Consider the following 25,263-nt stretch of genomic DNA (forward strand, 5'->3'; position numbering starts at 1 on the left):
AACTTGCTTATGGGTCCGGCTCCGACGGTCGTCACATGGATCGAGACGCCACGGGAGGCCGGAAACGGCGGCGGGAACAGAGCGTGGGCGGACGTATCGAGGGGTCGACCGCGAAGCGTACACGGAGGCTCCGGCGGTGGTGAGCCTCGCCGGGACGACGGGCGTCTACGCGCGCTCGTACGAACGACTCGATCGAGCGGTCGAGATCGGCTTCGCGAGCGGCCACGTGATCTCCGCGTCCTTCCCGCGGTCGATCCCGGCGGACGCCGAGTCCGACCACGAGCTGCTCGACCGGATCGGCGAGTACCTCTCGGGGAGCGAGGAGGCGTTCGCGGACGTCGAGCTCGGGTTAACCCTCCCCACCGACCGCCGCGGGGTGCTCGAGGCGGTCGAGGGGATCCCCTACGGGGAGTCCGTCTCGGTCAGCCGGGTGACGCGGATGGCGGGCCGCGACGACAACGACGCCGAGGATCTCGAGTTCGTGAAGGACGCGCTGCGGGACAACCCGACCCCGCTCTTCGTGCCCGACCACCGCGTCGAGGGCGGTCCCTACGCCACGCCGGGAGACGTTCGCGAAGTGTTCCGCGACGTGGAGGGACTTCGCTGACTTGGTACGTGGGTCGAGAACGGAGACCGGGTACGCGGATCGGATACGGGGACCGGGAACAGGGATCGGGCGGGATGGAACGGTTTTAACCCCCCAGCGGCGTACCGGGGGTATGACCGACGTCGAGATCCCCGCGGACCACCCGCGCTACGAGTCGCTCGTGACGCGACACCGGATCGAGGCGGGCATCGAGAAGGGGATCACCTCGAGGCAGGGGCTGATCGCACAGGGGCGCGGGGAGGCGTTCGACTACCTGCTCGGCGAGCGAACCATCCCGTCGGCGAGGGCGGCAGAACGCGCGGCGGCCGCGCTCCTGCTTTCGGCCGATCATCCCGTGCTCTCGGTGAACGGAAACGTGGCGGCGCTCGTCCCCGAGGAGATCGTCGAACTCGCGGCGGCGACGGAGGCCGACCTCGAGGTGAACCTGTTCAACCGCACGGAAGAGCGGATGGAACGGATCGCAGAACACCTCCGCGAGCACGGGGCGACCGAGGTGAAGGGCCTCGCGGGCGACGGCCGGATCCCGGGGCTCTCCCACGAGCGGGCGACGGTCGACGCCGACGGGATCGGGGCGGCCGACGTCGTGCTCGTTCCCTTAGAGGACGGCGACCGCGCCGAGGCGCTCGCGTCGACCGGGAAGACGGAGATCGTGATCGACCTCAATCCCGGCTCGCGGTCGTCCCGCTCCGCGGCCGTCCCGATCGTCGACAACATCGTGCGGGCGATCCCGAACGTGACGCGCCACGCCCGCGAGCTCTCGGACGCGCCGATCGAGGAGCTACAGTACGTGATCGACTCCTTCGACCGCGAGGAGGCGCTCGAGGCGGCCGAGACGGCCATCCGACGGGGATCATTCGACGACGACGGGGACGCGGAAGCGGACGGCCGGAACGACGACGCGGAAGCGAACGACGAGTGACTCACTCCGCCTCGATCGAGGAGGCCGACGCGAACGGGTCCTCGCCGAGGCGGTCGCGGTCGTGGGACGCCTCGAAGTCGAGGTCGGGACCGCGGGCGACGACGCCGGAGGGGTTGACGTCCGGGTGGGTCGTGTAGTAGTGTTCGGTGATGTGGTCCAGCTCCACCGTCTCCGCGACGCCCGGAAGCTGGTAGAGGTCCCGTAGGTACCCCCAGAGGTGCTCGTACTCGTGGATGGCCCGGACGTTGCACATGAAGTGGGTGTGGTAGACGTGATCGAAGCGGATGAGCGTCGTGAACATGCAGACGTCCGCCTCCGTGAACCGGTCGCCGGCCAGGAACCGCCGGTCCGCGAGCACCTCGTCCCACCGGTCGAGAGCTCCGAAGAGGTCGTCGATGGCCTCGTCGTAGGCCTCCTGGGAGGTCGCGAAGCCGGCGCGGTAGACGCCGTTGTTGATCGGCTCGTAGATCTCCGTGATGATCTCGTCGACGCGGTCGACCGCCGCCTCGTCCTCCGGTAGGAGCCGGCGGCCGTTTCCGAGGTCGCCGAAGGCGGTGTCGAGCATCCGGAGGATCTCGCGGGACTCGTTGTTGACGATGGTGTCCTCGACGGTGTCGTAGAGGACGGGCACCGTCACGCGGCAGGTGGCCTCGGGGTCCGCGCGCACGTACAGCTCGCGGAGGTAGTCGCTATCGTGGACGCGGTCGCGGGTACAGCCCGCCTTCTCGGGGGTGAACTGCCAGCCGTCGTCCCCGCGCCAGGGGTCGACGACGGAGACGTCGATGACGTCCTCGAGGTCGAGCATCGAGCGGGCCAGCAACGCGCGGTGGGCCCACGGACACGCGTAGGAGACGTACAGGTGGTACCGTCCGGGTTCCGGCTGGAAGCGGTCGTCCGGCTCCGCGTCGACGTGAGAGGGGACCTCAGATCCGGCGACCCAGTTCCGAAAGGTGGTCGTCTGTCGGGTGAACGCGCCGGAATCGTCGGTCGACTCGTGGGCGTCCACGCGCCACTCGCCGTTCACGAGCTTGTTCATACGGGACCGACGGGCGCGATCGTGTTAACGGTTGCTGGGACGAGCGAGTCCGAGAGTCCGACGATGGGAGGACGGTCGGTCGCGAACTAAACAGCAGGCGTCGTGGGAGCGACCGCGGAGAACGTGAAAGCGAGGGGAAACGGATTGATCCTCATATGTGGAACCATTAGTTGAATAGTTCCAAAGTGTATCGGGATATAGCATATATAAATAAACTGTTTCCTTATACAGATTGAAGAACACACAAGAATTCCAAGTATTCTATCCAATACCCACGGAACAATTATACCGGAGTGGACGAACGATGCGATCGTGATACGATGAGACACGGAGACGTTTCCTCCTCGAGCGACACCGTCGGCGTGGCAGTTCACCAGACCGCGGCGCCGAGTCCCGACTCCACGGAGGAAGTGCTCGAACAGTGCGAGACCATCGCCGACCGGATCGAGGGGATCACGACCGGCGCGCCCGGCGTCGATCTGGTGATCTTCCCGGAGTACTCGACGCAGGGGATCACCTACGACGAGGACCAGATGATGGAGCTGGCGACCGAGGTTCCGGGCCCCGAGACGGAGATCTTCTCGCGGGCCTGCGAGGAACACGGCGTCTGGGGGGTCTTTTCGATCACCGGCGAGAAACACGAGGACCATCCCGACCGGAACCCGTACAACACCCTGATCCTGATCGACGACGAGGGGGAGATCAGACAGAAGTACCGAAAGATCCTGCCGTGGTGTCCGATCGAGGGCTGGACCGCGGGCGAGGAGACCTACGTCACGGAGGGGCCGAAGGGGCTGAAGATCAGCCTCATCATCTGTGACGACGGGAACTACCCGGAGATCTGGCGCGACTGCGCCTACAAGGGCGCGGAGCTGATCGTCCGCTGTCAGGGGTACATGTATCCGGCGGCCGAGCAGCAGGAGATCGTCGCGCGACACGCGGCGTGGTCGAACAACGCCTACGTCGCCGTGGCGAACCTCGCGGGCAACGACGAGGTCTACTCCTTCTTCGGGAAGTCGAACATCGTCGGCTTCGACGGCCGGGTCCTCGGCGAGTGCGGCAGCGACGGGAACGTCTGGCAGTACGCGGAGCTTTCCGTCCCGGCGATCCGCGACGCCCGGGCGAACTGGCAGAGCCAGAACCACCTCTACAAGCTGTTGCATCGCGGGTACACCTCGAGTGAGGCGGCCGGCCTCGGCGACGGCGAGTCCGCGAACCCGTTCTCGTTCTACGAGGACTGGGTGACCGATCCGGAGGCCGCCGAGGAGCGGATCGAGGAGATCACCAGGTCGACGACCGGCACCGCGGACGCCCCGATCGAGGGGCTCACGACGGACGAGGAGGAGGAGCCGTCGGAGTCCGCCGAGCCGGAGTCGGTCGAGGTCCCGAGCGACGACTGAGGGAGCGGTCGCCGCGCTCGAGCCCGAAGGCGAGCCCCACGGAACTTAAGCCCGCAGCGGCCCAATCCGGGAGCATGCCCGCGACGAAGGAGGTCAAATGCGAGAGCGCCGACTGCGAGCTCGACATGTTCGAGAACCACTACACCTACGACGTCCCGGAGGACCACTCGGTCGACGACCTGCGGTGTCCCTACTGCGGCGGCCGGGCCCTCTCCGTCATCGAGGTGTGAGATGCCGGCGTTCCTCTCCGCCGGCAGACGGACGGTGAAGGGCGTCCTCGAGCGCGTCGGACGCGGCTGGGGAAAGTACCAGGAACGGCGCCCCCTCGATCACGACCTGCTGGAGAGCGACGACGCCTACCTCGTCGTCTTCGACGCGCCGGGGATCCACGGGGACGACGTCGACGTTCGGTTCGTCGACCGAACGATCGAGGTCACGCTCCGGCGCCCCGTCGATCAGGAACGCCGGAGCGGGTTCGACCTCGTCTTTCCGGGACGGGGACGCACGCTCGCCGGCAGCGTCACGCTCCCCCCGGAGGCCCGCGTGACGCCGCGCGGCGCGAACGCGACGGTCACCCGGGCCGGAACCCTCGAGGTGGAGATCCGAAAGACCGACGCCGCGGCGAGCGGATAGTCGGAGCTACTTCTCCGCTGACTCCGAATCGCGCGCGTCGGGGCCGTCGTTCGACCCGCCCCTCGTAGCCGATCCACCCTCCACATCCGAATCGTCCTCCGAGTTCGTTCCGGCCCCCGCGTCCGGATCCGAATTCGCCTCCGGCCTGAGGATCACGGCCGAGACGCGCATCCCCTCGACCTCGGAGACCTCCAGTTCGTGCTCGCCGACGATCACCCGGTCGCCGACCTCCGGGGGTCGACCGAGCCTCGAGAGGACCAGTCCGCCGACGGTCTCGACCGTGTCGGTCGCGAAGTCGGTTCCGAGTTCGTCGTCGAGCGCCGAGAGCGCGAGCCCGCCGTCGACCACCGCTGGGCCGTCCTCGGGGCGGTCGATCCCCGGTTCGCGACCGCGAACGTCGAACTCGTCGCGGATGTCCCCGACGACGACCTCCACGATGTCCTCGATCGTGACTATCCCCTCGAGGACGCCCCACTCGTCGATGACCGCCGCCATCTGCGCGTGTCGGTCCTGGAGGTCCGAAAGCAGCGTCGCGACGTTGGTCGTCTCCGGGACGACGTGGATGTCGCGGGCGATGTCGCCGGCGGTGGCCGCGGACTCGGTTCCGGTCCCGTTCGGCGAGCCGTCGACGAGCTGGATCGCCCGCACGACGTCCTTTGCGTCGACGAGGCCGACGACCTGGTCGGGATCGTCAGCGTCCACGACGGGATAGCGGGTGTGGCCCGACTCGACGATGATCGATCGGAGGTCGACGAGCGAGGCGTCGGCGGGAACGGTTCGCACGTCGGGACGCGGAACCATCACCTCGCGGGCGACGACGTCGTCGAGCTGGAAGACGCGCTCTATCATCTCGACCTCCTCGGCGGCGACGTGACCCTCGTCTCCGGCGTTCGAGAGCGCCATTCGAAGCTCCGTCTCGGTGAGCGTCTCGTCCGTCTCGGAGGCGGGGGGAACGCCGATCAGGCGCGTGAAGGCGTTGGCGGTCCCGTTGAACACCACGATCCCGGGATAAAACAGGTAGTAGAAGAGGTGCATCGGCGCCGCGACGAGCAGCGCGATCCGCTCGGCCTGGGCGATGGCGATCGTCTTGGGTGCGAGCTCGCCGAAGACGACGTGGAGGAACGTGATCACGCCGAATCCGATCGCGAAGGCGACGAGGTGGACCAGGCTGGCGGGCAGAAATTCGCCGAGCACGGGCTCGATGATCGCCGCGACCGCGGGCTCGCCGATCCACCCGAGTCCGAGCGAGGCGATCGTGATCCCGAGTTGGGTCACGGCCAGGTAATCGTCGAGGCTGTCCATCGCCTCCTGGAGCAGTCCCGCGCCGGCTTTGTCCTTCGCGACGGCCTCCTCCACGGCGGTCGCGCGGACCCGAACGTACGCGAACTCGGAGGCGACGAAGAAGCCGTTCAACGCGACGAGCACGAGCGCCGCGAGGATCCGGCCGACCGAGAGCGCGACGTCTACCATCGGTCCTCCGGTCGGTGACTATTGCGTCGGCGTGCATCGGACTGGCGTGGCCATCGAGCGGTGCGGCCTCGACGGCTCGACTGGCGGGTCGGGGGCGGTCCGTGATCGAACATACGTCCCCTTCAGTCGGTCGCCACTAAACGGTACTGTCCGAGAGCGGAGTGTCCGATCGCACCAACGGACACCCGTTTCTTCCGACGGTTGCGTCGAAAGCTAATCGACGGAGCGGCCCGAATCCACCGCAACGGCTTTCCGAAAGCCTCCGGAATCGGTCCGCCATGGAACGCCACGACATGCCGGTGCAGATCGACGGATCGATCGGCGATCGGATCCTCACGGAGTTCCTCGAGGACGTGATCGCGGCGATCCCGCAAGTCATCGCCGGCGTGGTCTTCTTGATCCTGGCGTTCGTGGTGATCAAGCTCGCGCTCGCCGCCACGCGAACCGCGTTCGACCGGATCTATCCCGAGGAGCAGCGACTCATCGTCGACCTCTCCGTGGCGGTCGTCGGGCTATTCTTATGGTTCGGCGCGGCGCTCGCGCTGTTGAAGATCGTCGGCCTCGGCGACGTCGCCGCGAGCCTCGGAACCGCCGGCGGGTTCATCGGGCTGGGCGTCGCCTTCGCGTTGAAGGAGATGATCGCGGACACGGTCGCCGGCGTCTACCTCCTCAAGGACCCGGACTTCACGCCCGGCGACCGCGTGGAGACGGCCTCGGTTACGGGGACCGTGACGCAGATCGACCTCCGAAAGACCCGGATCAGGGCCGACGACGGGGAGCTCGTCGTGCTGGCGAATCGCGACGTCGAGAAGAAGTGGACGAACCGATCGCGTGGGGAGAACGCCGACGCCGGGTGAAAACCATCATCAAAGGAGCCGACGCCGGCTGAAGTCGATCGTCGGAGGACGCCGACGCCGGCCGAGATCGATCGTCGCGGACCTGCACCCGCACCCGCATCCGCGCCGTTTTACCGTCTCGGGCGAGTAGGACGCGCCAATATGACCGATCCGGCCGCAGTCGACGGCGGGACCCCCGCCGATCCCGCGGACCTGTCCGTCACCATCGTCGACGGGTACGTCGACGAGCCGGCGCACTTCGGCGTGCCGCCGTACATCTCCACCTACCCGCGGTACACGGCCGGCGCGCTGGTCGACGCCGGCGTGCCGCAGTCTTCGATCACCTACCACACGATCGACGAGCTCCGCGAGGAGCGGAACAGGCGGGCGGACGTCGCCGACGCCGACCTGTTCGTCTACGTGGGCGGGATGACCGTCCCGGGAAAGTACGTCGGCGGCACCCCGGCGGAGCCCGACGAGGTCCGCGAACTTGCCTGGACCGCGGAGGGGACCACGCTGCTCGGCGGCCCGGTCCGGTTCGGGGTCGGCGAGGAGAACGCCGGCGCCCAGGAGACCGAGCGGGACGACCTCGACTACGACTTCGTCGCGAAGGGCGACGTCGAGGCGGCCGCGTACGACCTCGTCGCGAACGGGCTGGAGGGCTTCGGCAATCGGATGCGCGAGAACCCCGAGGTCGACCGCTGGGCCCGCCTCGGTGCGTTCGTGGTCGAACAGCACCCGAACCACCCCGACCACCTCATCTGCGAGCTGGAGACCTCCCGCGGGTGCGCCTACCGGTGTTCGTTCTGTACCGAGCCGCTGTACGGCAACCCGGCGTTCCGCGACGTCGAGGGCGTCGTCGGCGAGGTGGGGGCGCTCGCCTCGCGCGGCGTGGGGCACTTCAGGCTCGGCCGCCAGGCCGACATCCTGGCGTTCGGCGGCGACGGCGAGGCGCCGAATCCGGACGCGCTCCGCCGGCTCTACGGCGGCATCCGCGAGGTCGCGCCCGATCTGGAAACCCTCCACCTCGACAACATGAATCCGGTGACGATCGTCGACTACCCCGAACGGTCCCGCGAGGCGATCCGGATCATCGCCGAACACAACACGCCGGGCGACACCGCGGCCTTCGGCCTCGAGTCGGCGGACCCGGTCGTGCGCGAGCAGAACAACCTCCTCGTGTCCGCCGACGAGTGTCTGGAGGCCGTCCGCGTCGTCAACGAGGAGGGCGGCTGGCGTCCCGGCGACACGCCCGAGGCGACGCCCGGCGGCGACGATCGCGTCCTCGGCCCCTCGACCGGTCCCGAGGCCTCGCCGCGCCTCCCGAAGCTGCTTCCCGGGATCAACCTCGTTCACGGGCTCCAGGGCGAACGCGAGGAGACCTTCGAGCACAACCGGCGGTTCCTCCAGCGCGTCTACGACGAGGGGCTGATGCTCCGTCGGATCAACATCCGGCAGGTGATGGCGTTCGCGGGCACGGAGATGGCGGAGACGGGAGCCGACGTCGCCGAGGACCACAAACGCCAGTTCAAACGCTACAAGGAGGAGGTTCGCGAGACGATCGACAATCCGATGCTCGACCGCGTGGTCCCGCCGGGAACGGTCCTCCCGGACGTCCACCTCGAGTACCACCAGGACGGGACCACCTTCGGCCGCCAGCTCGGCACCTACGCGCTGCTCGTCGGCATCCCTGGCGAGCGCGAACTGGGACGTGCGATCGACGTCGCGATCGTCGACCACGGGTACCGGTCGGTCACCGGGGTTCCCTACCCCCTCGACGTCAACGAGGCGTCGATGGACGAGCTGACCGCGATCCCCGGCATCGCGCAAAGTACCGCCGGCGACGTGATCGTCGGCCGCCCCTACGAGTCGCTCGCGGAGGTCCCCGTGGAGACGATCGACCTCTCGCGGTACTTCGTGGCTGGCGACGGCGACGAAGGCGACGGCGGTCGGATTCCGGGAGCGGCAGGAGCGGGGATCCACAAACCGGCGTCCGGAAGAAGCGACTGATCGATGTCGGACGAGGACCGGGACGCGGATCCCACGGGGACGTCACCGTCGACGTCGACGCCTACGACGAGATCTCGAACGGGACGTCCGTCGATCCGCCGAGTCCCGATCCGGACGCCCTCGACGCGAGCGCCCGGCGGGACGACGAACGCGTACGTCCTCGGCGACCTTCTCGTCGATCCGGCCGGCAGGCACCCGGACCTCGATCGAGTCGCCGAGTCCGTCGAACACGTCGCAGTCACCCACGCCCACCCCGACCACGTCGGCGCGGTCGCCGAGTACGCGGCCGCCGCGGAAGCGACGACGTGGGCCCCGTCGGCGTTCGCGGACCGCTTCGAGGAGGCGACCGGGGCGGAGCCCGACGCGACCTTCACGGAGGGCGATGCGATCGGGAGCGCCGACGCGATCGCCATCGCGACGCCGGGCCATGCCGTCGACCACTTCGCGTTTGCGGTCGGCGAAGGGACGGAACACGAGGGGGCTCCCCGCGGCGGGGAGGCGATCCTCTGCGGCGATCTGGCGCTCGCGGAGGGCAGCGTCGTCGTCAGCCGGGAGGGCGGCGGCCTCCGAGCGTATCTCGAGAGCCTCCGTCGGATCAGGGATCGAGGCCCGACGGTCCTGTACCCGGGCCACGGCCCGGCGATCCAGGATCCGCGCTCGACCCTCGATCGGCTGATCGACCGCCGACTCGACCGGGAGCGGTCGGTGCTCGAGGCCGTCGAGGCGGGCGCGAGCGACGTCGATGCGGTTCTCGAGGGGGCCTACGATCGGGACCTGATCGGCGTCGAGGACCTCGCCCGCGCGACCGTTCGCGCACACCTCGAGAAGCTCCTCAAGGATGGGCGGATCGAGGGGGCGTGGCGCGATCGGCTCTGATCGGACCGGCCAGGAGAATCGAACTCGCCTCGGCGACGCGGTGCTCAACTCGCGACGTCGTCGGTTCGCTGCCGTGGGAGGTTCCGCCGGTGGAGGACGTACTCGGCCAGCGTGCGGACGAGGATCGAAACGAGCGCGAGGAGGCCGAGGCCGACTCCGACGAACAGGAGTCCGATGGCGCCCGGCCCGGACATCGGCTCGTCCGAGAGGGTGGCGATCAGGACCGCGAACGCGCCGCCCGCCAGAAGGGGCACGACGACCTCGACTGCACGAACGACCGTGTACGCCGGACGAGCGGCGAGCCGGTCGGTCGGCGAGTCGTCCTCGGAACGGAGCGTCCGATACCCCGCGACAAGCGCCTCGGCGAGGACGACGAGCGCGAGAACGGGCCCGAGGAAGGCGACGAGGAGGAGAACGCGGAGCTGTTGGCCGGGGAGGATCCGAAAGAACCCGAGCGTGGCGATGGCGAGGATACAGACGACGGCGACGAGCTTGCAGGCCTGGAGGGGCTTTGCGGCGAGGAACCGGCGGATCATGGGTTGTGGTACGAATCTGACCCCCTCGACGTCATAAATCCCCGTCCCGGTCGACCGGCGTCACCCGCGCACGCTCGTTCGACACGACGCCGTGATCGGCGTCCGCGACGTCCGAGGGGATCGAGTCGGCGGTCCCGGCGTATCGAGATCGGAGCGAGGCCGCGACCGCGTCGCGCACGCAGACGCGCGCCGCCCGTCCGACCGGCGTAGCGCTTCCGGAGAACCGCGCGTGCTCGCCGTCGGGGTCGTCGCCGACCACGATCGCATCGGAAGTCGTCCCCGGAACTCCGGTCGTCGCGAGCAGCGTGGCGGCCTTGGCCTCGGCGACGACGGCGAGCAGGTTCGCGAGCGCGCCGGAGGCGAGCGACCGCGTGGTGACGGCGATCACGTTGACGGTGCCGTCGTGGCGGTGCTCGTCGAGGGACACCCCGCCGACATCCGCGTTCGGATCGCGATCCGCGATCGGCAACGCGGCGGGATTCGAAATGCCGGCGGTGGCGACGGCCGCGACCGGGCCGAGACGGGCACGTCGCGCGTGCGCCTGGTCGACCCCGGTGAGGAGCGCGGGGGCGGCGCCGGAGCCCGCACCCGATCCGAAGCCGGCCCGGTCGAGTCGCTCGGCGACGTAGGATCCGAGGTCCCGGTCGTCGAACCCGTCGGGAACGGTGAGGTTGTAGGCGGCGTCGGCGACTTCCTGCCCGCCGTCGAAACCGGTCGAGAGGAACCGCGTGTCCGGGCGCGCCAGCCGACAGACGCCGTCGGAGACGGTCGCCTCGAGGACCGGATCGGAACGTGGTGACGAACCGGATCCGGAGCCGGAATCGGGGCCGGAGTCGGAGCCGAAACGATCAGACATCGAGCGCCTCGAGGAGCCCGTCGTTCTCCGTCGGCCGACGCACGGCGACGCGAACGTGGCGATCGAGCGTGCGGAAGGTTCGAGCGTCCCGGATCGCGTAGCCGGCCTCGCGCGCGTCGTCGATCAACGCGTCGACGGACGCGTCGTCCGGGTCGACCTCGAGGAGCAGGAACGGGGCGTCGGAGGGGAACACTCGAAAGCGGGTCGCGAGGCGGTCGGCCATCCGTTCGCGCTCGCTCGCGACGCGCTGGCGGGTGCGTTCGAGGAACGCCCCGCGACCGAGACAGTGCGCGCCGACGGCGGCGGCCGGCGTGGAGAGCCCCCAGGACGGCCGCGCCGTCTCGAGCGCCTCGCGCCACTCGCCGGTCGCGACGAGGAACCCCGCACGCAGCCCCGGGAGACCGAAGACCTTCGTGAGCGATCGCGCGACGACGACGCCCGGTGCCGGACCGAGGCTCTCCCGATCGGTGAAATCGAGGAACGCCTCGTCGACGAGGAGCGGCGTGTCTCCCCCCCGACACCGCGCCGCGAACGCTTCCAGGTCCGGCTCCGGATACGCCTGGCCGGTCGGGTTGTTCGGGTGACAGACGACCGCGAGCGCGTACTCCGCCGGATCGGCCTCGAGGATCGACTCGTGGGAGACGAACTCCGGACTGCCACCCTGCAGGCGGACCTCGCGTGCGTACTCGCCGAAGGAGGGCTCGGGGAGGAGCACGCGGTCGCCCTCGGAGACCGCGATCGAACAGACGAGCCGGATCCCCGCGAGCGCGCCGGCGGTCGGGATCACCTCCGGGCCGTCACACCCCACGGCGTCGGCGGCGGCGGTTCGGAACTCGGTGTAGCCGTCCGACGGGTACCGCCGCGAGACGGAGAGGGCGGCCTCGTAGACCGGCGTGACGCCGGGGGGCGACTCGGGGTTCGTGTTCGCGCTGAAGTCGACCACGGCGGGGTCGCTCGTCCCGCCGTGGGGGACGCGGTCGAGGGCGGCGAGGGCGTCGCGGTCCATACGGTACGGAGGGCCGCGATCGGCTACAAAGGTTCCGCTCCCCACAACGTCGATCGGCGTCGGGGACCCGCGTCATCGATCGCCGCTTAGATCCGATCGCGTGCGACGGCGAGGTCGCCGGGACGGTTCACGTTCACGGCGAGGGCCGGATCGTCGCGAATCCACCGACGACCGGGCTCGTCGCGGTCTCCATCGTCACCGTCGTCATTCCCGTCGTCGTCACCTCCGTCGTCGCCGACGACGTTCAGCCCCGTCGGTGCGAGGGGCCGACCTCGGTCGTCGGAGCCGAGCGTGGCGTCGACGCTGACGCCGAGACGTCGTTTCGTCCCGGCCGGAACGCAAACCGAGAGCGAGCGCGGCACCGAACGATCGGATCCGGACGTCGCTACGTCCGGTCCGGTCCAGAACCGCTCGACGGTCGCGTCCACGTGGGACGCGCGAAGCAGCGGGAGGTCGGCGACGACTGTGAGTGCGGGCGTTCCGACCGTCTCGATCGCGGCTCGAAGATCCGCGACGTACCCCTCGCCGGTACCCTCGTGGACGACGAGATCGATCCCCTCGGCACGTCCGACCGCCTCGGGTCGGTCGGTCACATCGTCACGTCCGACCGCCTCGAGGTGTTCGATCGTCTCCGGCGCGTGCGGGGAGGCGACCGCGTGAACCGAACCGATCGAGTCCGCCTCGATCAGGGCAGAGAGGACGCGGTCGACCATCGGTCGCTCCCCGACCGTCACGAGCGGCTTCTCGTCGTACTCGACGTCGATCGTCCCCTCGGCTTCGTCCTCGCACGCGTCGAGGAGGCGCGTCCCCCGACCGCCACAGAGCAGGACGGCGGGAATCCGTGAGGACGCCGGAGGCGGCACGGTCGAGGACGACGGATCGGGGGTCACGCGATCGCCCACGCGATCACCCCCGCGTGTAGCGCGAGCGCCCGGCCGAGTTCGTTCGCGGCCCCGATCACGTCGCCGCTGACGCCGCCGAGCCACGACCGGGTGCGAACGAGGAGCACGACCGCGACCGCGGGCCCCGCGAGCAGCGCGGCGAGCGCGGGGATGTGAACGCCGAGCGGGAGGCCGGTCGCGACCTGAAACGAGGGACCGAGGACTACGGGAGACGCGAGGAGGGCCGCGGGAATCAGGGCTCGAGCGTCGGAGACGTCGACCAGTTGCGATCCGAGTCCCTCGTGGGCCGCGGTTCCGAGGGCGACGAGCAGCGCCATTCCGAGCTTGGCGCCGACCTCGGCGGCGAGGACGATCCGGGCGGCGTCGAGGGGACGCATCGACGGCGGCGAGGCCAGCCCGACGGCCCCGAGCGCGAGGACGAACAGGGTGACGACGAGCGCGAGCGCTCCGCCGACTCCGACGCCGGCGTCCCGAAGCGCCTCGCGTCGACGCTCCGGATCGTGGGCCGCGATCGCGTCGCCCAGGTCGGCCAGCCCGTCGGCGTGTGTGACGCCGGTCGACAGGTAGATGGCGAGCAGGTAGATCGCCGCGACGGTCGGCCAAGGGAACGGGAGGAGAAATCCGGCCCCCGCGACGGCGCCGACGAGCGCGCCGACGACCGGCATCGTCCACGGGGACCGCCGGAAGGCCCCGAAATCCGCCTCGGAACGGCCGGGGACCGGGATCCGGGTGAGAAACGCGACGGCACCGCGAACAGCGTGAACGGCGCTCGCTCCGCCGCCGTCGGAGCTGTCGAAGTCGTCGGACTCCGTCATACGACGAGGACCCCCTGCATCGACATCGACCCGACGACCGAGAGATCGACGACGCCCGCCGCGATCGTGGCGAGCGCGATCCCGAGCCACCCCGCCCGGTCGACGATCCGGACTCCGACCGCCGCGGTGGCGGCGTCCGGGAGGTCCCTCTCGGGGTTCAACGCGTAGGCACCCGGCTTCTCGAGCCGGCGGTCCAACGCGAGCGCGGCCGTCGCCATCGGCCAGCCGGAGTTCGGCGATTCGGGGACGGCGGCGAATCGGCGGGCGGCGAAAAGCGTCGCCGGCCGACCGGCCGCGAGCGCGACGAGCGCGGCGGAGACGCGCGCGGGGATCCACATCACGAGGTCGTCGAGCCGCGCCGGAGCCCACCCGATCCGGCGCGTGGGGTAGCCGACCATCGAGTCGAGGGTGTTGACGCCCTTCACCCACGCCGCCGCGCCGGCGGCGACCGACAACGCGAGGTCGGGCCGACCGGCCGCCGAGGCGATCGCCGCCCCGGTGACGAACCCGAGGAGAGGGGCGATCAGCCCGTCCGCGAGGTTCTCCGCCGCGCTCTCGACGGCCGCGGAGCGGACCTCGCCCGCGGAGAGATCGGTCGCGTCGCGACCCGCGAGCGCACGGAGGTCCTCGCGGGCGCGGGAGAGATCGGTCTCCGTTCGTTCGACGACACGGCCGGCGATCGCGATCAAGAGACGATGGCTGGAGCACGAGAACAGCACGACTGCGGCGAGCGCGGCCACGAGTACGCCGTCCAAACGGCCGAGCAGTCCCGAACCGGCTCGAGCGAGCGACCCCGAAACGATCCCGACTTCGAAAACGGTCCAGACGTCAAGGACGGCCCCGCCGAGGAGGACGGTCGCGGCGGCGAGGCCGCCGAACCCGATCGGGATCGAGACGGCGAGGACGATGCCCGCCGCCCGTGAGTCCGAGAGGATCCGATCGAGGCGCTCGACGACGGCGCCGAGACGGGCGACCGGGTGGAGACGACCGGGGAGCTCGGCGAACGCGCGATCGAGGACGGCCGCCATCACCACCGCGAGGGCGGCCGACCCAGTCACCGGGCGGTCACCGCCTGGCCTCCAGTCGCGTCGAGAGCTCGGAGAGGGGCGTCTCCGTGACGTCGAGGAAGCGACCGCCGAGATCGGCGATCCCGCCGTCCTCGCTGGGGTCGTCGCCGACGTGGATGAGGTCCTCGACGTCGACGCCGAGGGCGGCCGCGGCGGCCTCGAACGCCTTCGGGTGGGGCTTCCGCCAGCCGCAGCCGATGCTCGTGGTCACCGCGTCGAACTCGCCGCGGAGGCCGGCCCGAACGAGCGTTCGGGGGACGAGTTCGGGGACCGAGCAGTTGGAGAGGATCCCGACCGGGCCGCGGTCGTTGGCAGCGGCGATCGCATCACGGGCGCCCTCCCGAACCGTCACGTCGGGGTCGAATGCGGAGACGACCGCGTGGCGGGCGGCGTTGTCGGAGACGTCGACGCCGCGCGAGGCGAGCGCGCGGCCGACGTGAGCGGGCAGGGGAACGGCGGCACCCTCGGGGGCGTCGACGTGGACCTCGCCGTAGGCGACGTGCCAGTCGTCCGGAACCGTGACGTCTCGGGCCTCGAGTTCGCGGGCGACGGCCTCGGCGGGGTCGGTCGGATACTCGATGTCGACGAGCGTGCCGAACAGATCGAAGGTGACTGCCACGTTGAAAAGCCGTAGGAGCGTGCCGGGATTGAACCTGTCGATCGGGGGGACGGGAGGACCGTCGAACCGGCGACCGATCAGACCTGCCGGGCGAACGCGAGGGTGCCGGAGACGTTCTCGATGTACGCGCGAACGGTCTCGCCCTCGGAGGCGCCGGGCACGAAGATCGTGTACTCGCCGCGCTCCGCGACGCCGTCGCCCTTGCGACCGGTGCCGACGATCTCGACCTCGTAGGTGGTTCCCTCCTCGACCGCCTCGGCGCGCGTCCGGCTCGTGGTCGTTTGCTTCGCGACCGGACGGAACGCGCCGCACGCCTCACACCGAAGCATCGGCGTGCGGTCCTCGGTCACGAGTCGCGTGTCGGGGAGACCACACTCGGAACAGGTCACGTAGGAGGCGACGTAGGCGTCGATCGCCTCCTGGAAGTCGTCGGTGCGGAAGTTGCCGTTGTACCGTGCGACCCCGTTTTCGTACTGCCCGGCGGTACCGAGCTCGCGCTGGATGTTCGAGTGGACGTGTTCCGGGTCACGCGAGAGCGCGTCGGCGATGGCGGAGAGGTTCGTGAGTCGGGTGAACGCGCCGTCCTTCTGGGCGGTCGGGTCCGGAACGCGGAGGCGCTCGTCGTCGCCGCCCAGATCCGGGAGCGCGTCGATCGCGCGGTCGAGACTGGCCTGGTAGTCCATACGGCGATGAGACGACAGAGACGGAAATCGCTTCCGGGTCGTGAGACGACACGGAAACCCTCTCCGAGTCGCGAGACGAACACGGGAGGGGCGCGTCGGACGAGCGTGATCACGAGTGACCGACGACCGTCCGACACGGAGGAAGATACTTATACGTACCGTCAATATCGGGAGACGGACCATGAGCAAGATCACGTTCCGCGCCGACGACGACCTCGTCGATCGCCTGGAGGAGTACGACGCCTCCAAAAGCGAGGTCATGCGGAAGGCGCTCCGCACCTTCCTCGAGGAGGCGGAGGACGCCGATCCGCAGGAGTCCGGATCCGCGTCCGACGTCGACGACGCGATCGCGGAACGTGTCGACGATCTGATCGCGGAGCGGCTGGACGCGGCCCTGGACGAGCGGTTGGGTCCCGATCGATCCGGCCGTCTCGAACCCCACGGCGCGTATACGCCCGAATCGGGGCGGGATATCAACGTAAACGTTACACTCGACGGGGTTTCCGTCGACCGGTCCGACGCGGTCGACGAGGAGGAGCCCGCTCCGACCGACCAGGACCCTGAGCGTAAGACGCGTGCCGAAAACGCCACCGAACGCGCGCAAACGGACCGTAAAACGTGCGGAAGCTGTGGCGAGAACATGCCGGAAGACCACGTTTACTGCCCGAATTGTGGGGAAAAGAGATCCCACCGCGTGTTCTGTGAGTGCGGCGACGAGATCCGATCTGACTGGTCGTTCTGTCCCGGATGCGGCCGGAGAACCCCGGCTGCGGACGTCCTCGATACACCCTAAACCCACGTAAACGGGGGTTCGCACATCGTATACGTCGGTTCAGCAGTTTTGTCTTACACCCGCCGGTAGTTTTAAGTATTCTGCCCATGAGGGTTCATCCGCGTAAGACGGTCGTCTTACAGACGATCGCCACGTCGGCGATTCGGTCGCCGGCGGGCGGTTTTCGTCCGTAGGACACGCACCGGACGCGATATCACCGTCTTACCGGGGGAATGACCATGGAGCGTGTGACACTACGAATCCCGAAACAGCAGATCGAGGAGGTCGAACAGATGGTCGAAACGGGCGAGTTCCCGAACCGGAGCGAGGCGATCCGGTCGGCCGTCCGTGAGATGTTGAACGAACAGGACGGCGAACACGAGACCCGTCGGCGCGCCGAGCGCACCTGGGCGAAGGTGTAACGATGCAGGACATCGTTCAGGACGCACTCGAGAACGCGGAAGCCGAAAAGCGCGAGATGGACGAGGGGATGGACGACGACGACTTCGGCGATCCACGGATCGTCATCGTCGGCGCGGGAGGAGCCGGCAACAACACGATAAACCGGCTGTACAACATCGGCGTCGACGGCGCCGACACCGTCGCCATCAACACCGACAAACAGCACCTGAAGATGATCGAGGCCGACACGAAGATCCTCGTCGGCAAGTCGCTGACCTCCGGGCTCGGCGCGGGCGGCGACCCCAAGATGGGCGAGCGCGCGACCGAGATGGCCCAGGGGACGATAAAGGAGGTCCTCGGCGACGCGGACCTCGTCTTCGTCACCGCGGGCATGGGCGGCGGGACCGGTACCGGAGCCGCACCGGTGGTCTCGAAGATCGCCAAAGAGCAGGGCGCGATCGTCGTCGGGATGGTCTCGACGCCGTTCAACGTCGAGCGCGCCCGCACGGTGAAAGCCGAGGAGGGCCTCGAGGAGCTGCGCAACGAGGCCGACTCGATCATCGTGCTCGACAACAACCGCCTCCTCGATTACGTGCCGAACCTGCCGATCGGGAAGGCCTTCTCGGTGATGGACCAGATCATCGCCGAGACGGTCAAGGGGATCTCCGAGACGATCACCCAGCCGTCCCTGATCAACCTGGACTACGCGGACATGTCCACGATCATGAACCAGGGCGGCGTCGCGGTGATGCTCGTCGGCGAGACCCAGGACAAAAACAAGACCCAGGAGGTCGTGAGCGACGCGATGAACCACCCGCTTTTGGACGTCGACTACCGCGGCGCCTCGGGCGGGCTGGTGCACATCACGGGCGGTCCCGACCTGACCTTGAAGGAGGCAGAGGGGATCGCGGACAACATCACCGAGCGGCTGGAGGCGAGCGCCAACGTGATCTGGGGCGCCCGCATCCAGGAGGAGTACAAGGGCAAGGTCCGCGTCATGGCGATCATGACGGGGGTCCAGAGCGCCCAGGTGCTCGGTCCGTCGACCCAAAAGCAGGCTGACCGGTCGCGCGCGAGCATCAACGGCAGCGAGCCGGCCGATCCCACGGGCGGCAGCGCCGACGCCGCCAGCTGGGAGTCGGACGGCGGCACCGAGCCCACGGAACAGCACAACGGGCTCGACGTCATCCGATAACCGGATCGACGCCGTCCGCCGGTCCGTTCCGTTCGAAACGACACGCGCGAGGTCGCGCCGCCCGATCCACCGCGTTTTTTGCAGTTCCGTAGGACGACCGACAGACACAGGTACTCGGAGCCGGATGTACGGACGATGCTGGGGTTGGAACACGGGTTCCGGATCGTCGACGTCCACGCGCAGTTGGACCCCGACGAGGAGTCCGTGATCACCCACGGTCGCGACATCACGCCCGAGCGGCTCGAACGGGAGATGCACCAGGCGGGCGTGGTTCGCGCGATCGTCTCGCCGGGACGGCGACCGCCGGGAGAGAGCTACCTCCGGGTGAACAACGCGGTCGCGCGATTGAGCGTCGACCGGCCGTTCCTCGCGTTCGCCCGGCTCAACGGTCCCCGCGAGGCGGGGGGAACCCCGATCGACCGGGTTCGGAACCTCCGAACCGAGCGGGCGGACCATCACACCCGGCCGGACGACGTCGAGCAGTACGCCTACGACGACCGGTTTCACGGCTTCAGGATGGAGCCGGCCTACGACGGGATCCCGGAGGCGGACGTCCTCGACCAGCTCGAACGCGCCGGCCAGCCGGTGTTGGTCGACGGCGGGGCCGCCTTTCCGCCCGACAGGCTCGAGGAGACCCTGCTGGCCTACGAGTTCCCGGTGGTTCTGGGCAGCTTTGGCGGCTATCCCCTCGAGACGGGACTGATGCACGAGACGCTCGGCCTCCTCGAGGAGTACGACGATCTGTATCTCGACACGAGCGCGGTCCGCTTTCGCGACGTGCTCGAGACGGGACTGCTCGAGCACCCGGACCGGGTCCTCTTCGGCAGCGGCGTCCCGGACGTCCACCCGAACGTCGCCGTGATGGAGGTGTTGACCCTCGACGTCTCCGAGGACCTCATGCGGCGCGCGTTCACGAAGAACGCCTCGCGGGTGATCCCGGGACTGGCCGCGGGCGCGGATCTCTGAGAGCGGGATTCTGAGGACCGGGATTCGGAGCCAAAGTCGATCCGGCCGAGATCCATCCAGCGGTTGCCTGCCCGACGGTTACCGATCCGTATTCTTGGATCACATTTGGTTCAAGCTCCATCGATCACACACGACCCTGCACGTCCTTCCGATTCGTTTTTGAATGGGTCGGCCCTAACGGCCCCATGACCCGGATCGTCGTGGTGGACAACCACGGACAGTTCACCCACCTCGAGCGTCGTGCGCTGCGCGACGTCGGCGTGGACGCCGAGCTGATCGACAACGACACCCCGCCAGCCGAGATCGACGCCGACGGCATCGTTCTCTCGGGCGGGCCCGACATGGACCGCATCGGCCGCTGTCGCGAGTACCTCGAGTTGGACGTGCCGATCCTCGGGATCTGTCTCGGGATGCAGATCATGGCCGCGGAACTGGGCGGATCGGTCACGGGCGGCGAGTACGGCGGGTACGCCGACGTCGACGTGGAGATCGACGACGAGACCGATCCGCTCGTCGGGTCGCTGGCGCCGACCACGCGGGTGTGGGCGTCCCACGCCGACGAGGTCGAGACCCTGCCGGAGGGGTTCGTCCGGACCGCGAGCTCGGACGTCTGCGCGACGGAGGCGATCTCGAACGTCGAGGACGACCGCTACGGCGTTCAGTGGCACCCGGAGGTCGCACACACCGAGGAGGGCGAGGCGGTGTTCGAGAACTTCCTCGCGATCTGTGAGTCGCCGTGAGTTCCGGGGCTGAGACGCGGCGACACGTTTATGCTGGATCCGGAACAGTTCCACTCGAACATCGTGAGGAACGACCGAGAGGCAGGGTCGAACGCGGGGGGAACGCGTGAAGTCGATCGAGGAGCTCGGGGAGCGTTGGCACCGAATATTTCGAACCCTGGCGGCGGGGCCGCGTCGACAGCTGATCGGAGCGTTGATGGAGTCACCGCCGGAACGATCGCTGTCGCTTCCCGAGGCCGCGAACATGCCGGACTATCGGCTCGACCCCGAACGACTCACGCATGACCTCGTACACCACCACCTACCCATGATGGAACGCGCCGGCTTCATCGAGTGGAGACGGGAACCGTTCGAGGCGTCCAGAGGGGACCGATTCGAGGAGATCGCCGCGGTTCTCGAGGCGATCGCGAGCTACGAGGATCTACCCCAGCGGCTTCGAACCGGCTGTCACCTCTTCGAGAAGATCGGGGGGGATCGATGACCCGTCGATACGAGGTGATCCCCGACGTCGTCGAGGCCATAGCGGAGGTCGAGGGAGTCTCGCCGCACGAGCTCGAGTACACGCTGTACGAGCACATCGACGCCGAGGCGCTCGAGAAGCTCGTCACCTCTCCCCACCGCGAGTGGGAGCTCACGTTTCGGGTACCACGACATACGGTGACGGTTCGCGGAAGCGGACGGATCCTCGTCGACGGCGAGGTGGTCCGCGAGCTCGAGGGGGAGCCGTTCGAGAGGACGAGTTGAATCCGAACCGAGAGCGACCTACAGCCTGAAGGATCGTTCGATCCGCGCGCCGCAGCTGTCGCACTCGAGACGATACAGGATTCTGGATCCGGTGGTTGCCGCCTCCCACCGCGAGTCGGACTGGTCGGAGCCGCACGACTCACAGACTCGACGAGTGGCATCTAACCGCTCCCGGAGCCGGTCGAGGGGCGTGGTTCCGATCGTTTTTCCAGACATATGGTAACAATACACAAGGAACGGGGAAATACCTATCGGTCGCACGACACGGTCGGATCGAAAAGGACGGGGTTCGGCGCGTCAGGCTTCAAAAACGCCGATCAGGCGTAAAGTCCGATCAGACCTCGAGGAGGTCGTCGACCGCGTCGCCGGCGGCCGCGACCGCCTCCTCCGCGACCGCGTCCGGATCGGGATCGGTCTCCCCGTCGGGGGCGTTCAGATAGACGTCGACCTCGAGGACGCCGTCCTCGAAGGTCACGGTGACGTCGAGATCGTCGACGTCGGACTGTCGATACCGGGAGAAGACGACGCCCTCCGCCGCCTCGGCGGCGGCCTGGACGACCTCCTCGTCGGACGGCTCGTCAGTCCCGTCAGGACCCTCGCCGGACATCTACGCGCCGCCGGCGCCCGGACCGCCGGGACCCATCGGACCGCCGCCGCCGGCGCCGCCCTGCAGGAGCTGCTGGAGCTCCTCCTGGAGGCTCTCGAACTGCTCTTGGACGCGCTCCTCCTGTTTTTTCAGCTGCTCGACGCGGACCTCGAGCGAGTCGACCGTCTCCTCGAGGTCCTCGCGAGCGGACTCGTAGTCGGTCTCGACGAGGATCTCGCCGATCTCGCGGTACATCGTGGCGTCCTCGTCGACGTCGTCGAGCGCGTCGAGGGCGGTCTTCGAGTCGTTGAGGACCGTCTGGGACTGCTCCTTCTGTTGGGCGACCTGCTGGGCCGTCTCCTGAAGGTCCTGCAGCTCCTCGATCTTCTCCTGTGCTTCCGGCGGCATGTTGCCCTGCATGCACGGGAGGAGACGGTCCGGACTGAAAAACCCCCGACTTTGTCCCTCACGCCGACCCGTCGCCGCCCGCCCCACGCCGGCCGGCGATCGCGACGGTCTCCGCGACGTCGACGAGCCGCGTCCAGCTGTTGAATCCCGCACGGAGCGCGACGAGGTCGCGCGCGCGAACGCGAACGATCACGGTCGAGCCGTCCCGCTCGAGGTCGGCCCGCGATCGGTCGTCGTCGATCGCGTCGACCTCGGGGCTTAGGGCGTCCGCCACGGTCCGGGCGCGCTCGGCGTCGGCGTAGGGAAATCGGACCACGAGGTCGTGAACGAACGTCGAGTCGGCGTCGGTCTCGGCGATATCGGCGATATCGGGCCCACCGGGAGCGTCGTAGTCGGTCATGGATGGTGGATCGAATCGAGAACCGGCGCGAGAATCGTCGAGTCGGATCCGAAGCGGGAAGGGCGCGGTTCGGGGTCTACTCGACGTCGACTTCCTTGATGCCGCCGCCGCGTTCCTTGAGCAGGACTCGGTGGCCGCAGTAGGGACAGCGCACGCCACCGTACTCGTCGAGCGTGACGTCGCGCTTACAGCGGGAGCATCGGTAACTCATTATTCCTCGTCGGCGAGCGCCGCGCGGATCGATCGTCGCACGGTTCGTCCGCCGGGGGTCTCGGGGCGGTAGGCGCCGCCGGCGAAGGTCTCGCCGGTCTCCTCGTTCACCCAGATGCCGGTGCCGATCCGCTTTACGGAGTCGCCGTCGACGGTGGCCTCGCGCATCTCCCGCTCGATGTCCTGGACGCGTTTCCGGGCGACCCGCCCGTACCGCGCGCCGAAACGACCCGCGCTGCCGGTCGATCGTGCCTTCTTCTCGGCCATAGTACCGACTCCTACCGCCAGCACGAGTAAAAAGGCTACGAGTCGCTCCCGATGTGGGAACCGGAGACGGGCGTCCGCCGCCGATCGACGGCGTGTCGATCGCGGCGGTCGCGGAGGACGTCGACACCGACGCGCTCACAAGTCCGGACGACGAGGTCGGGACATGGACGAGATCGACGTCGAGCCGGTCGAGAGCGTCGAGGAGGGACGGGCCGGAGACGAGGACGCCGTGGACGACGATCGGCCGTCGGGAACGATGGCGTCCACGGACGCCGACCTCCCGACCGGGGTCGACGCCCCCGAGTACGTGCTCTACGGCGGCAAAGGCGGCGTCGGAAAGACGACGATGGCGGCCGCGACCGGCCTCTCCTCGGCCGCCGGGGGGACCGCGACGCTCGTGGTCTCGACCGACCCGGCCCACTCGCTTTCGGACACCTACGGCGTCGAGATCCCGCCGCGGCCGGCGCGGATCCGCGAGGACGTGCCGCTTTATGCGGCTGAGATCGACCCGGACGCCGCGATGGAGGAGGGACTCTTCGGCGCCGAGGGCGATCCGCTCGGCGGACTCGGCGATCTCGGCGGGATGGCCGGGACAGGAAACCCGGGCGCCGATCCGGACGCGACGGAACCCGGCCCGGACGGGGAGGGCCCCCTCGGCGGGTTGCTCGGCGGAACCATGCCCGGCGCGGACGAGGCGGCCGCGATGCGCCAGCTGCTCGAGTACCTCGACGACCCGCGGTTCGACCGCGTGGTCGTCGACACCGCGCCGACCGGACACACGCTCCGGCTGCTCCAGCTGCCGGAGATCATGGACTCGATGATCGGCCGGGTGATGAAGATGCGCCAGCAGTTCTCCGGCATGATGGAGGGCATAAAGGGGATGTTCGGCGCCAGCGACGGGGACGCCGACCCGAGCGCCGACCTCGACGACCTCAGAGAGCGGATCGAGCGCCTCCGGGCCGTCCTTCGCGATCCCGACCGGACCGACTTCCGCGTCGTGATGATCCCCGAGGAGATGGGGGTGATGGAGTCCGAGCGGCTCGTCGACCGGCTCGACGAGTTCGGAATTCCGGTCGGGACGATCGTCGTCAACCGGGTGATGGAGGACCTCGCGGACGTCGCCGACGTCGATCCGGAGTGGGTCGTGACGCCGAACCACGAGGACTGTGCGTTCTGCGAGCGCCGCTGGCAGGTACAGCGCGACGCGCTCGCGCGGGCGACCGACCTGTTCCGGGGTCGCGAGGTGAAACGCGTCCCGCTGCTCGCCGACGAGGTGCGCGGCGAGGACGCGCTGCGGGTCGTCGCGACCTGCCTGGAGTGACCGGCCGGTGATGAAACTGGGGTGGTCGGCCGAACAATGGAACTCGAGTGACGGACCGGAGATCACGCCCGGCGTTCGAGGGATCGAGCTATCGTGAGAGCTTCCGCAACAGGTCGTATGCCGCGTCCCGCACGCCGTCCGGGAGGTGTCGCGCGAGCACGGCCGCACGCGGGAGGGTTCCGGGCTGGACGCGAGCGGGCGGCTGCGTCATGCTCGCGGCGTTCACGACGGCGTCCGCGACCGTCTCCGGCTCGACCGATCCGGGCCCGTCGCCGGCGACGAGCTGGGTGTCCTCGAAGACGCGGTAGAACTCCTCGTAGGCGCCCGACCGGCCGTCGTCGGAGCCACTGGAGGACGAATCGTCCGAACGGACCTCACGGTCGGCACGCTCGGAGAACGCGGTTCGGACCGGGCCGGGTTCGACGACCACGACGTCGACGTCGTACTCCGCCAGCTCGTTTCGGAGCGCATCGGACATCGCCTCGAGCGCGTGTTTCGAGCCGGAATAGACGCCGGTTCCGGGCATCGAGAGCCGGCCGAGGACCGAGGAGACGTTGATGATCGTCCCGTCCCGTTCGCGACGCATGCTCGGCAGGACGGCCCGCGCGAGCCGGTGGGGGCCGTAGACGTTCACGTCGAACTGGTCGTGGACGTCCGCGACTGGGACGTCCTCGATCGGTCCGAACCGTCCGTATCCGGCGTTGTTGACGAGACAGTCGATCGCGCCCTCCTCGTCGAGGATCCGGTCGACGACGCGCTCGACGTCCCCGTCGTCCGTGACGTCGAGGGTCGCGATCTCACAGCCGGCCTCGCCGAGCGTCTGGACGTCGGCGGGGTTGCGTGCGGTCGCGTACACGGTCCAGTCCTCCTCGAGGAACGCGAGCGCGCTCGCCCGACCGATCCCGGAGGAACAGCCCGTGATGAGTACCGTCTCTTGCACACTCGCCCCTCGTTCGGCAGGGCCATAACTCCCACCGTTCC

General features: G+C 68.9%; 33 protein-coding genes. 16 read left to right on the forward strand and 17 right to left on the reverse strand.

The window, feature by feature from the left end:
- Window positions 1–139: 139 nt before the first annotated feature.
- Together ACFQE9_RS06760 and ACFQE9_RS06765 are read left to right on the forward strand one after the other, a co-directional pair.
- Complete coding sequence (locus ACFQE9_RS06760; protein WP_379743053.1) at window positions 140–607, forward strand: MGMT family protein; 468 nt, start codon at window positions 140–142, stop codon at window positions 605–607.
- 112 nt (window positions 608–719) lie between these two features.
- Window positions 720–1,526 carry a 4-phosphopantoate--beta-alanine ligase gene (locus ACFQE9_RS06765; protein ID WP_379742247.1) on the forward strand — a complete coding sequence of 269 codons (807 nt, stop codon included), beginning with the start codon at window positions 720–722 and terminating at the stop codon, window positions 1,524–1,526.
- A 1-nt stretch (window position 1,527) separates the two neighbouring features.
- Here ACFQE9_RS06765 and ACFQE9_RS06770 read toward each other — a convergent pair whose 3' ends face one another.
- Complete coding sequence (locus ACFQE9_RS06770; RefSeq protein ID WP_379742250.1) at window positions 1,528–2,562, reverse strand: glutathione S-transferase family protein; 1,035 nt, start codon at window positions 2,560–2,562, stop codon at window positions 1,528–1,530.
- A 320-nt stretch (window positions 2,563–2,882) separates the two neighbouring features.
- Here ACFQE9_RS06770 and ACFQE9_RS06775 point away from each other — a divergent pair, with 320 nt between their 5' ends.
- The 3 genes from ACFQE9_RS06775 (at window position 2,883) to ACFQE9_RS06785 (ending at window position 4,595) form a co-directional block, all read left to right on the forward strand.
- The gene (locus ACFQE9_RS06775) at window positions 2,883–3,962 is read left to right on the forward strand and encodes an aliphatic amidase (RefSeq protein ID WP_379742253.1); all 1,080 of its coding nucleotides are present in this window, start codon (window positions 2,883–2,885) and stop codon (window positions 3,960–3,962) included.
- A gap of 74 nt (window positions 3,963–4,036) precedes the next feature.
- A complete protein-coding gene (locus tag ACFQE9_RS06780; RefSeq protein ID WP_379742256.1) occupies window positions 4,037–4,192 on the forward strand; it encodes a DUF7559 family protein in 156 nt (51 codons plus the stop codon).
- Window position 4,193: 1 nt separating this feature from the next.
- A complete protein-coding gene (locus tag ACFQE9_RS06785; RefSeq protein ID WP_379742259.1) occupies window positions 4,194–4,595 on the forward strand; it encodes an Hsp20/alpha crystallin family protein in 402 nt (133 codons plus the stop codon).
- A 6-nt stretch (window positions 4,596–4,601) separates the two neighbouring features.
- Here ACFQE9_RS06785 and ACFQE9_RS06790 read toward each other — a convergent pair whose 3' ends face one another.
- Entirely contained in the window at window positions 4,602–6,065 is a 1,464-nt protein-coding gene (locus tag ACFQE9_RS06790) for a hemolysin family protein (RefSeq protein WP_379742262.1), read from the reverse strand.
- 278 nt (window positions 6,066–6,343) lie between these two features.
- Between ACFQE9_RS06790 and ACFQE9_RS06795 the strand changes: the two genes are divergently transcribed.
- From ACFQE9_RS06795 to ACFQE9_RS06805, 3 genes are all read left to right on the forward strand, one after another.
- The gene (locus tag ACFQE9_RS06795; RefSeq protein ID WP_379742264.1) at window positions 6,344–6,922 is read left to right on the forward strand and encodes a mechanosensitive ion channel family protein; all 579 of its coding nucleotides are present in this window, start codon (window positions 6,344–6,346) and stop codon (window positions 6,920–6,922) included.
- Between the two features lie 141 nt (window positions 6,923–7,063).
- Window positions 7,064–8,911 carry a radical SAM protein gene (locus tag ACFQE9_RS06800; RefSeq protein WP_379742268.1) on the forward strand — a complete coding sequence of 616 codons (1,848 nt, stop codon included), beginning with the start codon at window positions 7,064–7,066 and terminating at the stop codon, window positions 8,909–8,911.
- Between the two features lie 3 nt (window positions 8,912–8,914).
- The gene (locus ACFQE9_RS06805; RefSeq protein WP_379742271.1) at window positions 8,915–9,787 is read left to right on the forward strand and encodes an MBL fold metallo-hydrolase; all 873 of its coding nucleotides are present in this window, start codon (window positions 8,915–8,917) and stop codon (window positions 9,785–9,787) included.
- Window positions 9,788–9,831: 44 nt separating this feature from the next.
- On the opposite strand, the gene ACFQE9_RS06810 is transcribed toward ACFQE9_RS06805, so the two are convergent.
- The 8 genes from ACFQE9_RS06810 to ACFQE9_RS06845 form a co-directional block, all read right to left on the reverse strand.
- Window positions 9,832–10,323: a hypothetical protein gene (locus tag ACFQE9_RS06810; protein ID WP_379742274.1), complete on the reverse strand. Its 492-nt coding sequence runs from the start codon at window positions 10,321–10,323 to the stop codon at window positions 9,832–9,834.
- A 31-nt stretch (window positions 10,324–10,354) separates the two neighbouring features.
- Window positions 10,355–11,179 (reverse strand): adenosylcobinamide amidohydrolase, encoded by an 825-nt coding sequence (locus ACFQE9_RS06815; RefSeq protein ID WP_379742277.1) that lies wholly within the window; start codon window positions 11,177–11,179, stop codon window positions 10,355–10,357.
- A complete protein-coding gene (locus ACFQE9_RS06820) occupies window positions 11,172–12,185 on the reverse strand; it encodes a threonine-phosphate decarboxylase (protein WP_379742280.1) in 1,014 nt (337 codons plus the stop codon). The genes ACFQE9_RS06815 and ACFQE9_RS06820 overlap by 8 nt, the downstream gene beginning before the upstream one ends.
- Window positions 12,186–12,271: 86 nt before the next feature.
- Window positions 12,272–13,087: an NTP transferase domain-containing protein gene (locus tag ACFQE9_RS06825; protein WP_379742283.1), complete on the reverse strand. Its 816-nt coding sequence runs from the start codon at window positions 13,085–13,087 to the stop codon at window positions 12,272–12,274.
- Window positions 13,072–13,902 carry an adenosylcobinamide-GDP ribazoletransferase gene (cobS, locus tag ACFQE9_RS06830; protein WP_379742286.1) on the reverse strand — a complete coding sequence of 277 codons (831 nt, stop codon included), beginning with the start codon at window positions 13,900–13,902 and terminating at the stop codon, window positions 13,072–13,074. The genes ACFQE9_RS06825 and cobS overlap by 16 nt, the downstream gene beginning before the upstream one ends.
- Window positions 13,899–14,930, reverse strand: a complete 1,032-nt coding sequence (locus tag ACFQE9_RS06835; RefSeq protein ID WP_379743056.1) for a CobD/CbiB family cobalamin biosynthesis protein — start codon at window positions 14,928–14,930, stop codon at window positions 13,899–13,901. The genes cobS and ACFQE9_RS06835 overlap by 4 nt, the downstream gene beginning before the upstream one ends.
- Window positions 14,931–14,967: 37 nt before the next feature.
- The gene (locus tag ACFQE9_RS06840) at window positions 14,968–15,588 is read right to left on the reverse strand and encodes an HAD family hydrolase (RefSeq protein WP_379742288.1); all 621 of its coding nucleotides are present in this window, start codon (window positions 15,586–15,588) and stop codon (window positions 14,968–14,970) included.
- A 77-nt stretch (window positions 15,589–15,665) separates the two neighbouring features.
- Window positions 15,666–16,271: a translation initiation factor IF-2 subunit beta gene (locus tag ACFQE9_RS06845; RefSeq protein ID WP_379742291.1), complete on the reverse strand. Its 606-nt coding sequence runs from the start codon at window positions 16,269–16,271 to the stop codon at window positions 15,666–15,668.
- Window positions 16,272–16,452: 181 nt separating this feature from the next.
- On the opposite strand from ACFQE9_RS06845, the gene ACFQE9_RS06850 reads away from it, so the two are divergent.
- From ACFQE9_RS06850 to ACFQE9_RS06880, 7 genes are all read left to right on the forward strand, one after another.
- Entirely contained in the window at window positions 16,453–17,064 is a 612-nt protein-coding gene (locus ACFQE9_RS06850; RefSeq protein WP_379742294.1) for a double zinc ribbon domain-containing protein, read from the forward strand.
- A 218-nt stretch (window positions 17,065–17,282) separates the two neighbouring features.
- On the forward strand, window positions 17,283–17,465 hold the full coding sequence (locus ACFQE9_RS06855; RefSeq protein WP_379742297.1) for a ribbon-helix-helix domain-containing protein: 183 nt from the start codon (window positions 17,283–17,285) through the stop codon (window positions 17,463–17,465).
- Between the two features lie 2 nt (window positions 17,466–17,467).
- Window positions 17,468–18,640 (forward strand): cell division protein FtsZ, encoded by a 1,173-nt coding sequence (ftsZ, locus tag ACFQE9_RS06860; RefSeq protein WP_379742300.1) that lies wholly within the window; start codon window positions 17,468–17,470, stop codon window positions 18,638–18,640.
- 135 nt (window positions 18,641–18,775) lie between these two features.
- Window positions 18,776–19,606 carry an amidohydrolase family protein gene (locus ACFQE9_RS06865; RefSeq protein WP_379742303.1) on the forward strand — a complete coding sequence of 277 codons (831 nt, stop codon included), beginning with the start codon at window positions 18,776–18,778 and terminating at the stop codon, window positions 19,604–19,606.
- A gap of 185 nt (window positions 19,607–19,791) precedes the next feature.
- The gene (locus ACFQE9_RS06870) at window positions 19,792–20,346 is read left to right on the forward strand and encodes a GMP synthase subunit A (protein ID WP_379742306.1); all 555 of its coding nucleotides are present in this window, start codon (window positions 19,792–19,794) and stop codon (window positions 20,344–20,346) included.
- A gap of 106 nt (window positions 20,347–20,452) precedes the next feature.
- Window positions 20,453–20,827, forward strand: a complete 375-nt coding sequence (locus tag ACFQE9_RS06875; protein WP_379742309.1) for a hypothetical protein — start codon at window positions 20,453–20,455, stop codon at window positions 20,825–20,827.
- On the forward strand, window positions 20,824–21,090 hold the full coding sequence (locus tag ACFQE9_RS06880; protein WP_379742312.1) for a HalOD1 output domain-containing protein: 267 nt from the start codon (window positions 20,824–20,826) through the stop codon (window positions 21,088–21,090). The genes ACFQE9_RS06875 and ACFQE9_RS06880 overlap by 4 nt, the downstream gene beginning before the upstream one ends.
- An 18-nt stretch (window positions 21,091–21,108) precedes the next feature.
- On the opposite strand, the gene ACFQE9_RS06885 is transcribed toward ACFQE9_RS06880, so the two are convergent.
- The 6 genes from ACFQE9_RS06885 to ACFQE9_RS06910 form a co-directional block, all read right to left on the reverse strand.
- The gene (locus tag ACFQE9_RS06885; RefSeq protein ID WP_379742315.1) at window positions 21,109–21,306 is read right to left on the reverse strand and encodes an HVO_0649 family zinc finger protein; all 198 of its coding nucleotides are present in this window, start codon (window positions 21,304–21,306) and stop codon (window positions 21,109–21,111) included.
- Between the two features lie 118 nt (window positions 21,307–21,424).
- Window positions 21,425–21,697: a DUF3194 domain-containing protein gene (locus tag ACFQE9_RS06890; RefSeq protein ID WP_379742318.1), complete on the reverse strand. Its 273-nt coding sequence runs from the start codon at window positions 21,695–21,697 to the stop codon at window positions 21,425–21,427.
- A complete protein-coding gene (locus ACFQE9_RS06895) occupies window positions 21,698–22,084 on the reverse strand; it encodes a prefoldin subunit beta (protein WP_379743059.1) in 387 nt (128 codons plus the stop codon). It abuts the gene before it with no gap.
- A gap of 58 nt (window positions 22,085–22,142) precedes the next feature.
- A complete protein-coding gene (locus ACFQE9_RS06900) occupies window positions 22,143–22,484 on the reverse strand; it encodes a KEOPS complex subunit Pcc1 (RefSeq protein WP_379742321.1) in 342 nt (113 codons plus the stop codon).
- A gap of 76 nt (window positions 22,485–22,560) precedes the next feature.
- On the reverse strand, window positions 22,561–22,695 hold the full coding sequence (locus ACFQE9_RS06905; protein ID WP_379742324.1) for a DNA-directed RNA polymerase subunit P: 135 nt from the start codon (window positions 22,693–22,695) through the stop codon (window positions 22,561–22,563).
- Window positions 22,695–22,961 carry a 50S ribosomal protein L37ae gene (locus ACFQE9_RS06910; protein ID WP_379742327.1) on the reverse strand — a complete coding sequence of 89 codons (267 nt, stop codon included), beginning with the start codon at window positions 22,959–22,961 and terminating at the stop codon, window positions 22,695–22,697. The genes ACFQE9_RS06905 and ACFQE9_RS06910 overlap by 1 nt, the downstream gene beginning before the upstream one ends.
- Before the next feature lie 163 nt (window positions 22,962–23,124).
- Between ACFQE9_RS06910 and ACFQE9_RS06915 the strand changes: the two genes are divergently transcribed.
- Entirely contained in the window at window positions 23,125–24,282 is a 1,158-nt protein-coding gene (locus tag ACFQE9_RS06915; RefSeq protein WP_379742330.1) for an ArsA family ATPase, read from the forward strand.
- 88 nt (window positions 24,283–24,370) lie between these two features.
- Here ACFQE9_RS06915 and ACFQE9_RS06920 read toward each other — a convergent pair whose 3' ends face one another.
- Window positions 24,371–25,222, reverse strand: a complete 852-nt coding sequence (locus ACFQE9_RS06920; RefSeq protein ID WP_379742333.1) for an SDR family oxidoreductase — start codon at window positions 25,220–25,222, stop codon at window positions 24,371–24,373.
- Window positions 25,223–25,263: the final 41 nt, after the last annotated feature.

This window comes from Halopenitus salinus, assembly GCF_042662125.1.
In the GTDB taxonomy this organism is placed as follows: domain Archaea; phylum Halobacteriota; class Halobacteria; order Halobacteriales; family Haloferacaceae; genus Halopenitus; species Halopenitus salinus.

Bases quoted from the DNA above. Each gene is read 5' to 3' on its own strand.
- ACFQE9_RS06765 (WP_379742247.1), top strand. From the start codon at position 720: ATGACCGACGTCGAGATCCCCGCGGACCACCCGCGCTACGAGTCGCTC.
- ACFQE9_RS06770 (WP_379742250.1), bottom strand. From the start codon at position 2,562: ATGAACAAGCTCGTGAACGGCGAGTGGCGCGTGGACGCCCACGAGTCG.
- ACFQE9_RS06775 (WP_379742253.1), top strand. From the start codon at position 2,883: ATGAGACACGGAGACGTTTCCTCCTCGAGCGACACCGTCGGCGTGGCA.
- ACFQE9_RS06780 (WP_379742256.1), top strand. From the start codon at position 4,037: ATGCCCGCGACGAAGGAGGTCAAATGCGAGAGCGCCGACTGCGAGCTC.
- ACFQE9_RS06785 (WP_379742259.1), top strand. From the start codon at position 4,194: ATGCCGGCGTTCCTCTCCGCCGGCAGACGGACGGTGAAGGGCGTCCTC.
- ACFQE9_RS06790 (WP_379742262.1), bottom strand. From the start codon at position 6,065: ATGGTAGACGTCGCGCTCTCGGTCGGCCGGATCCTCGCGGCGCTCGTG.
- ACFQE9_RS06795 (WP_379742264.1), top strand. From the start codon at position 6,344: ATGGAACGCCACGACATGCCGGTGCAGATCGACGGATCGATCGGCGAT.
- ACFQE9_RS06800 (WP_379742268.1), top strand. From the start codon at position 7,064: ATGACCGATCCGGCCGCAGTCGACGGCGGGACCCCCGCCGATCCCGCG.
- ACFQE9_RS06805 (WP_379742271.1), top strand. From the start codon at position 8,915: ATGTCGGACGAGGACCGGGACGCGGATCCCACGGGGACGTCACCGTCG.
- ACFQE9_RS06810 (WP_379742274.1), bottom strand. From the start codon at position 10,323: ATGATCCGCCGGTTCCTCGCCGCAAAGCCCCTCCAGGCCTGCAAGCTC.
- ACFQE9_RS06815 (WP_379742277.1), bottom strand. From the start codon at position 11,179: ATGTCTGATCGTTTCGGCTCCGACTCCGGCCCCGATTCCGGCTCCGGA.
- ACFQE9_RS06820 (WP_379742280.1), bottom strand. From the start codon at position 12,185: ATGGACCGCGACGCCCTCGCCGCCCTCGACCGCGTCCCCCACGGCGGG.
- cobS (WP_379742286.1), bottom strand. From the start codon at position 13,902: ATGACGGAGTCCGACGACTTCGACAGCTCCGACGGCGGCGGAGCGAGC.
- ACFQE9_RS06835 (WP_379743056.1), bottom strand. From the start codon at position 14,930: ATGGCGGCCGTCCTCGATCGCGCGTTCGCCGAGCTCCCCGGTCGTCTC.
- ACFQE9_RS06845 (WP_379742291.1), bottom strand. From the start codon at position 16,271: ATGGACTACCAGGCCAGTCTCGACCGCGCGATCGACGCGCTCCCGGAT.
- ACFQE9_RS06850 (WP_379742294.1), top strand. From the start codon at position 16,453: ATGAGCAAGATCACGTTCCGCGCCGACGACGACCTCGTCGATCGCCTG.
- ACFQE9_RS06855 (WP_379742297.1), top strand. From the start codon at position 17,283: ATGGAGCGTGTGACACTACGAATCCCGAAACAGCAGATCGAGGAGGTC.
- ftsZ (WP_379742300.1), top strand. From the start codon at position 17,468: ATGCAGGACATCGTTCAGGACGCACTCGAGAACGCGGAAGCCGAAAAG.
- ACFQE9_RS06865 (WP_379742303.1), top strand. From the start codon at position 18,776: ATGCTGGGGTTGGAACACGGGTTCCGGATCGTCGACGTCCACGCGCAG.
- ACFQE9_RS06870 (WP_379742306.1), top strand. From the start codon at position 19,792: ATGACCCGGATCGTCGTGGTGGACAACCACGGACAGTTCACCCACCTC.
- ACFQE9_RS06880 (WP_379742312.1), top strand. From the start codon at position 20,824: ATGACCCGTCGATACGAGGTGATCCCCGACGTCGTCGAGGCCATAGCG.
- ACFQE9_RS06885 (WP_379742315.1), bottom strand. From the start codon at position 21,306: ATGTCTGGAAAAACGATCGGAACCACGCCCCTCGACCGGCTCCGGGAG.
- ACFQE9_RS06890 (WP_379742318.1), bottom strand. From the start codon at position 21,697: ATGTCCGGCGAGGGTCCTGACGGGACTGACGAGCCGTCCGACGAGGAG.
- ACFQE9_RS06895 (WP_379743059.1), bottom strand. From the start codon at position 22,084: ATGCCGCCGGAAGCACAGGAGAAGATCGAGGAGCTGCAGGACCTTCAG.
- ACFQE9_RS06900 (WP_379742321.1), bottom strand. From the start codon at position 22,484: ATGACCGACTACGACGCTCCCGGTGGGCCCGATATCGCCGATATCGCC.
- ACFQE9_RS06905 (WP_379742324.1), bottom strand. From the start codon at position 22,695: ATGAGTTACCGATGCTCCCGCTGTAAGCGCGACGTCACGCTCGACGAG.
- ACFQE9_RS06910 (WP_379742327.1), bottom strand. From the start codon at position 22,961: ATGGCCGAGAAGAAGGCACGATCGACCGGCAGCGCGGGTCGTTTCGGC.
- ACFQE9_RS06915 (WP_379742330.1), top strand. From the start codon at position 23,125: ATGGACGAGATCGACGTCGAGCCGGTCGAGAGCGTCGAGGAGGGACGG.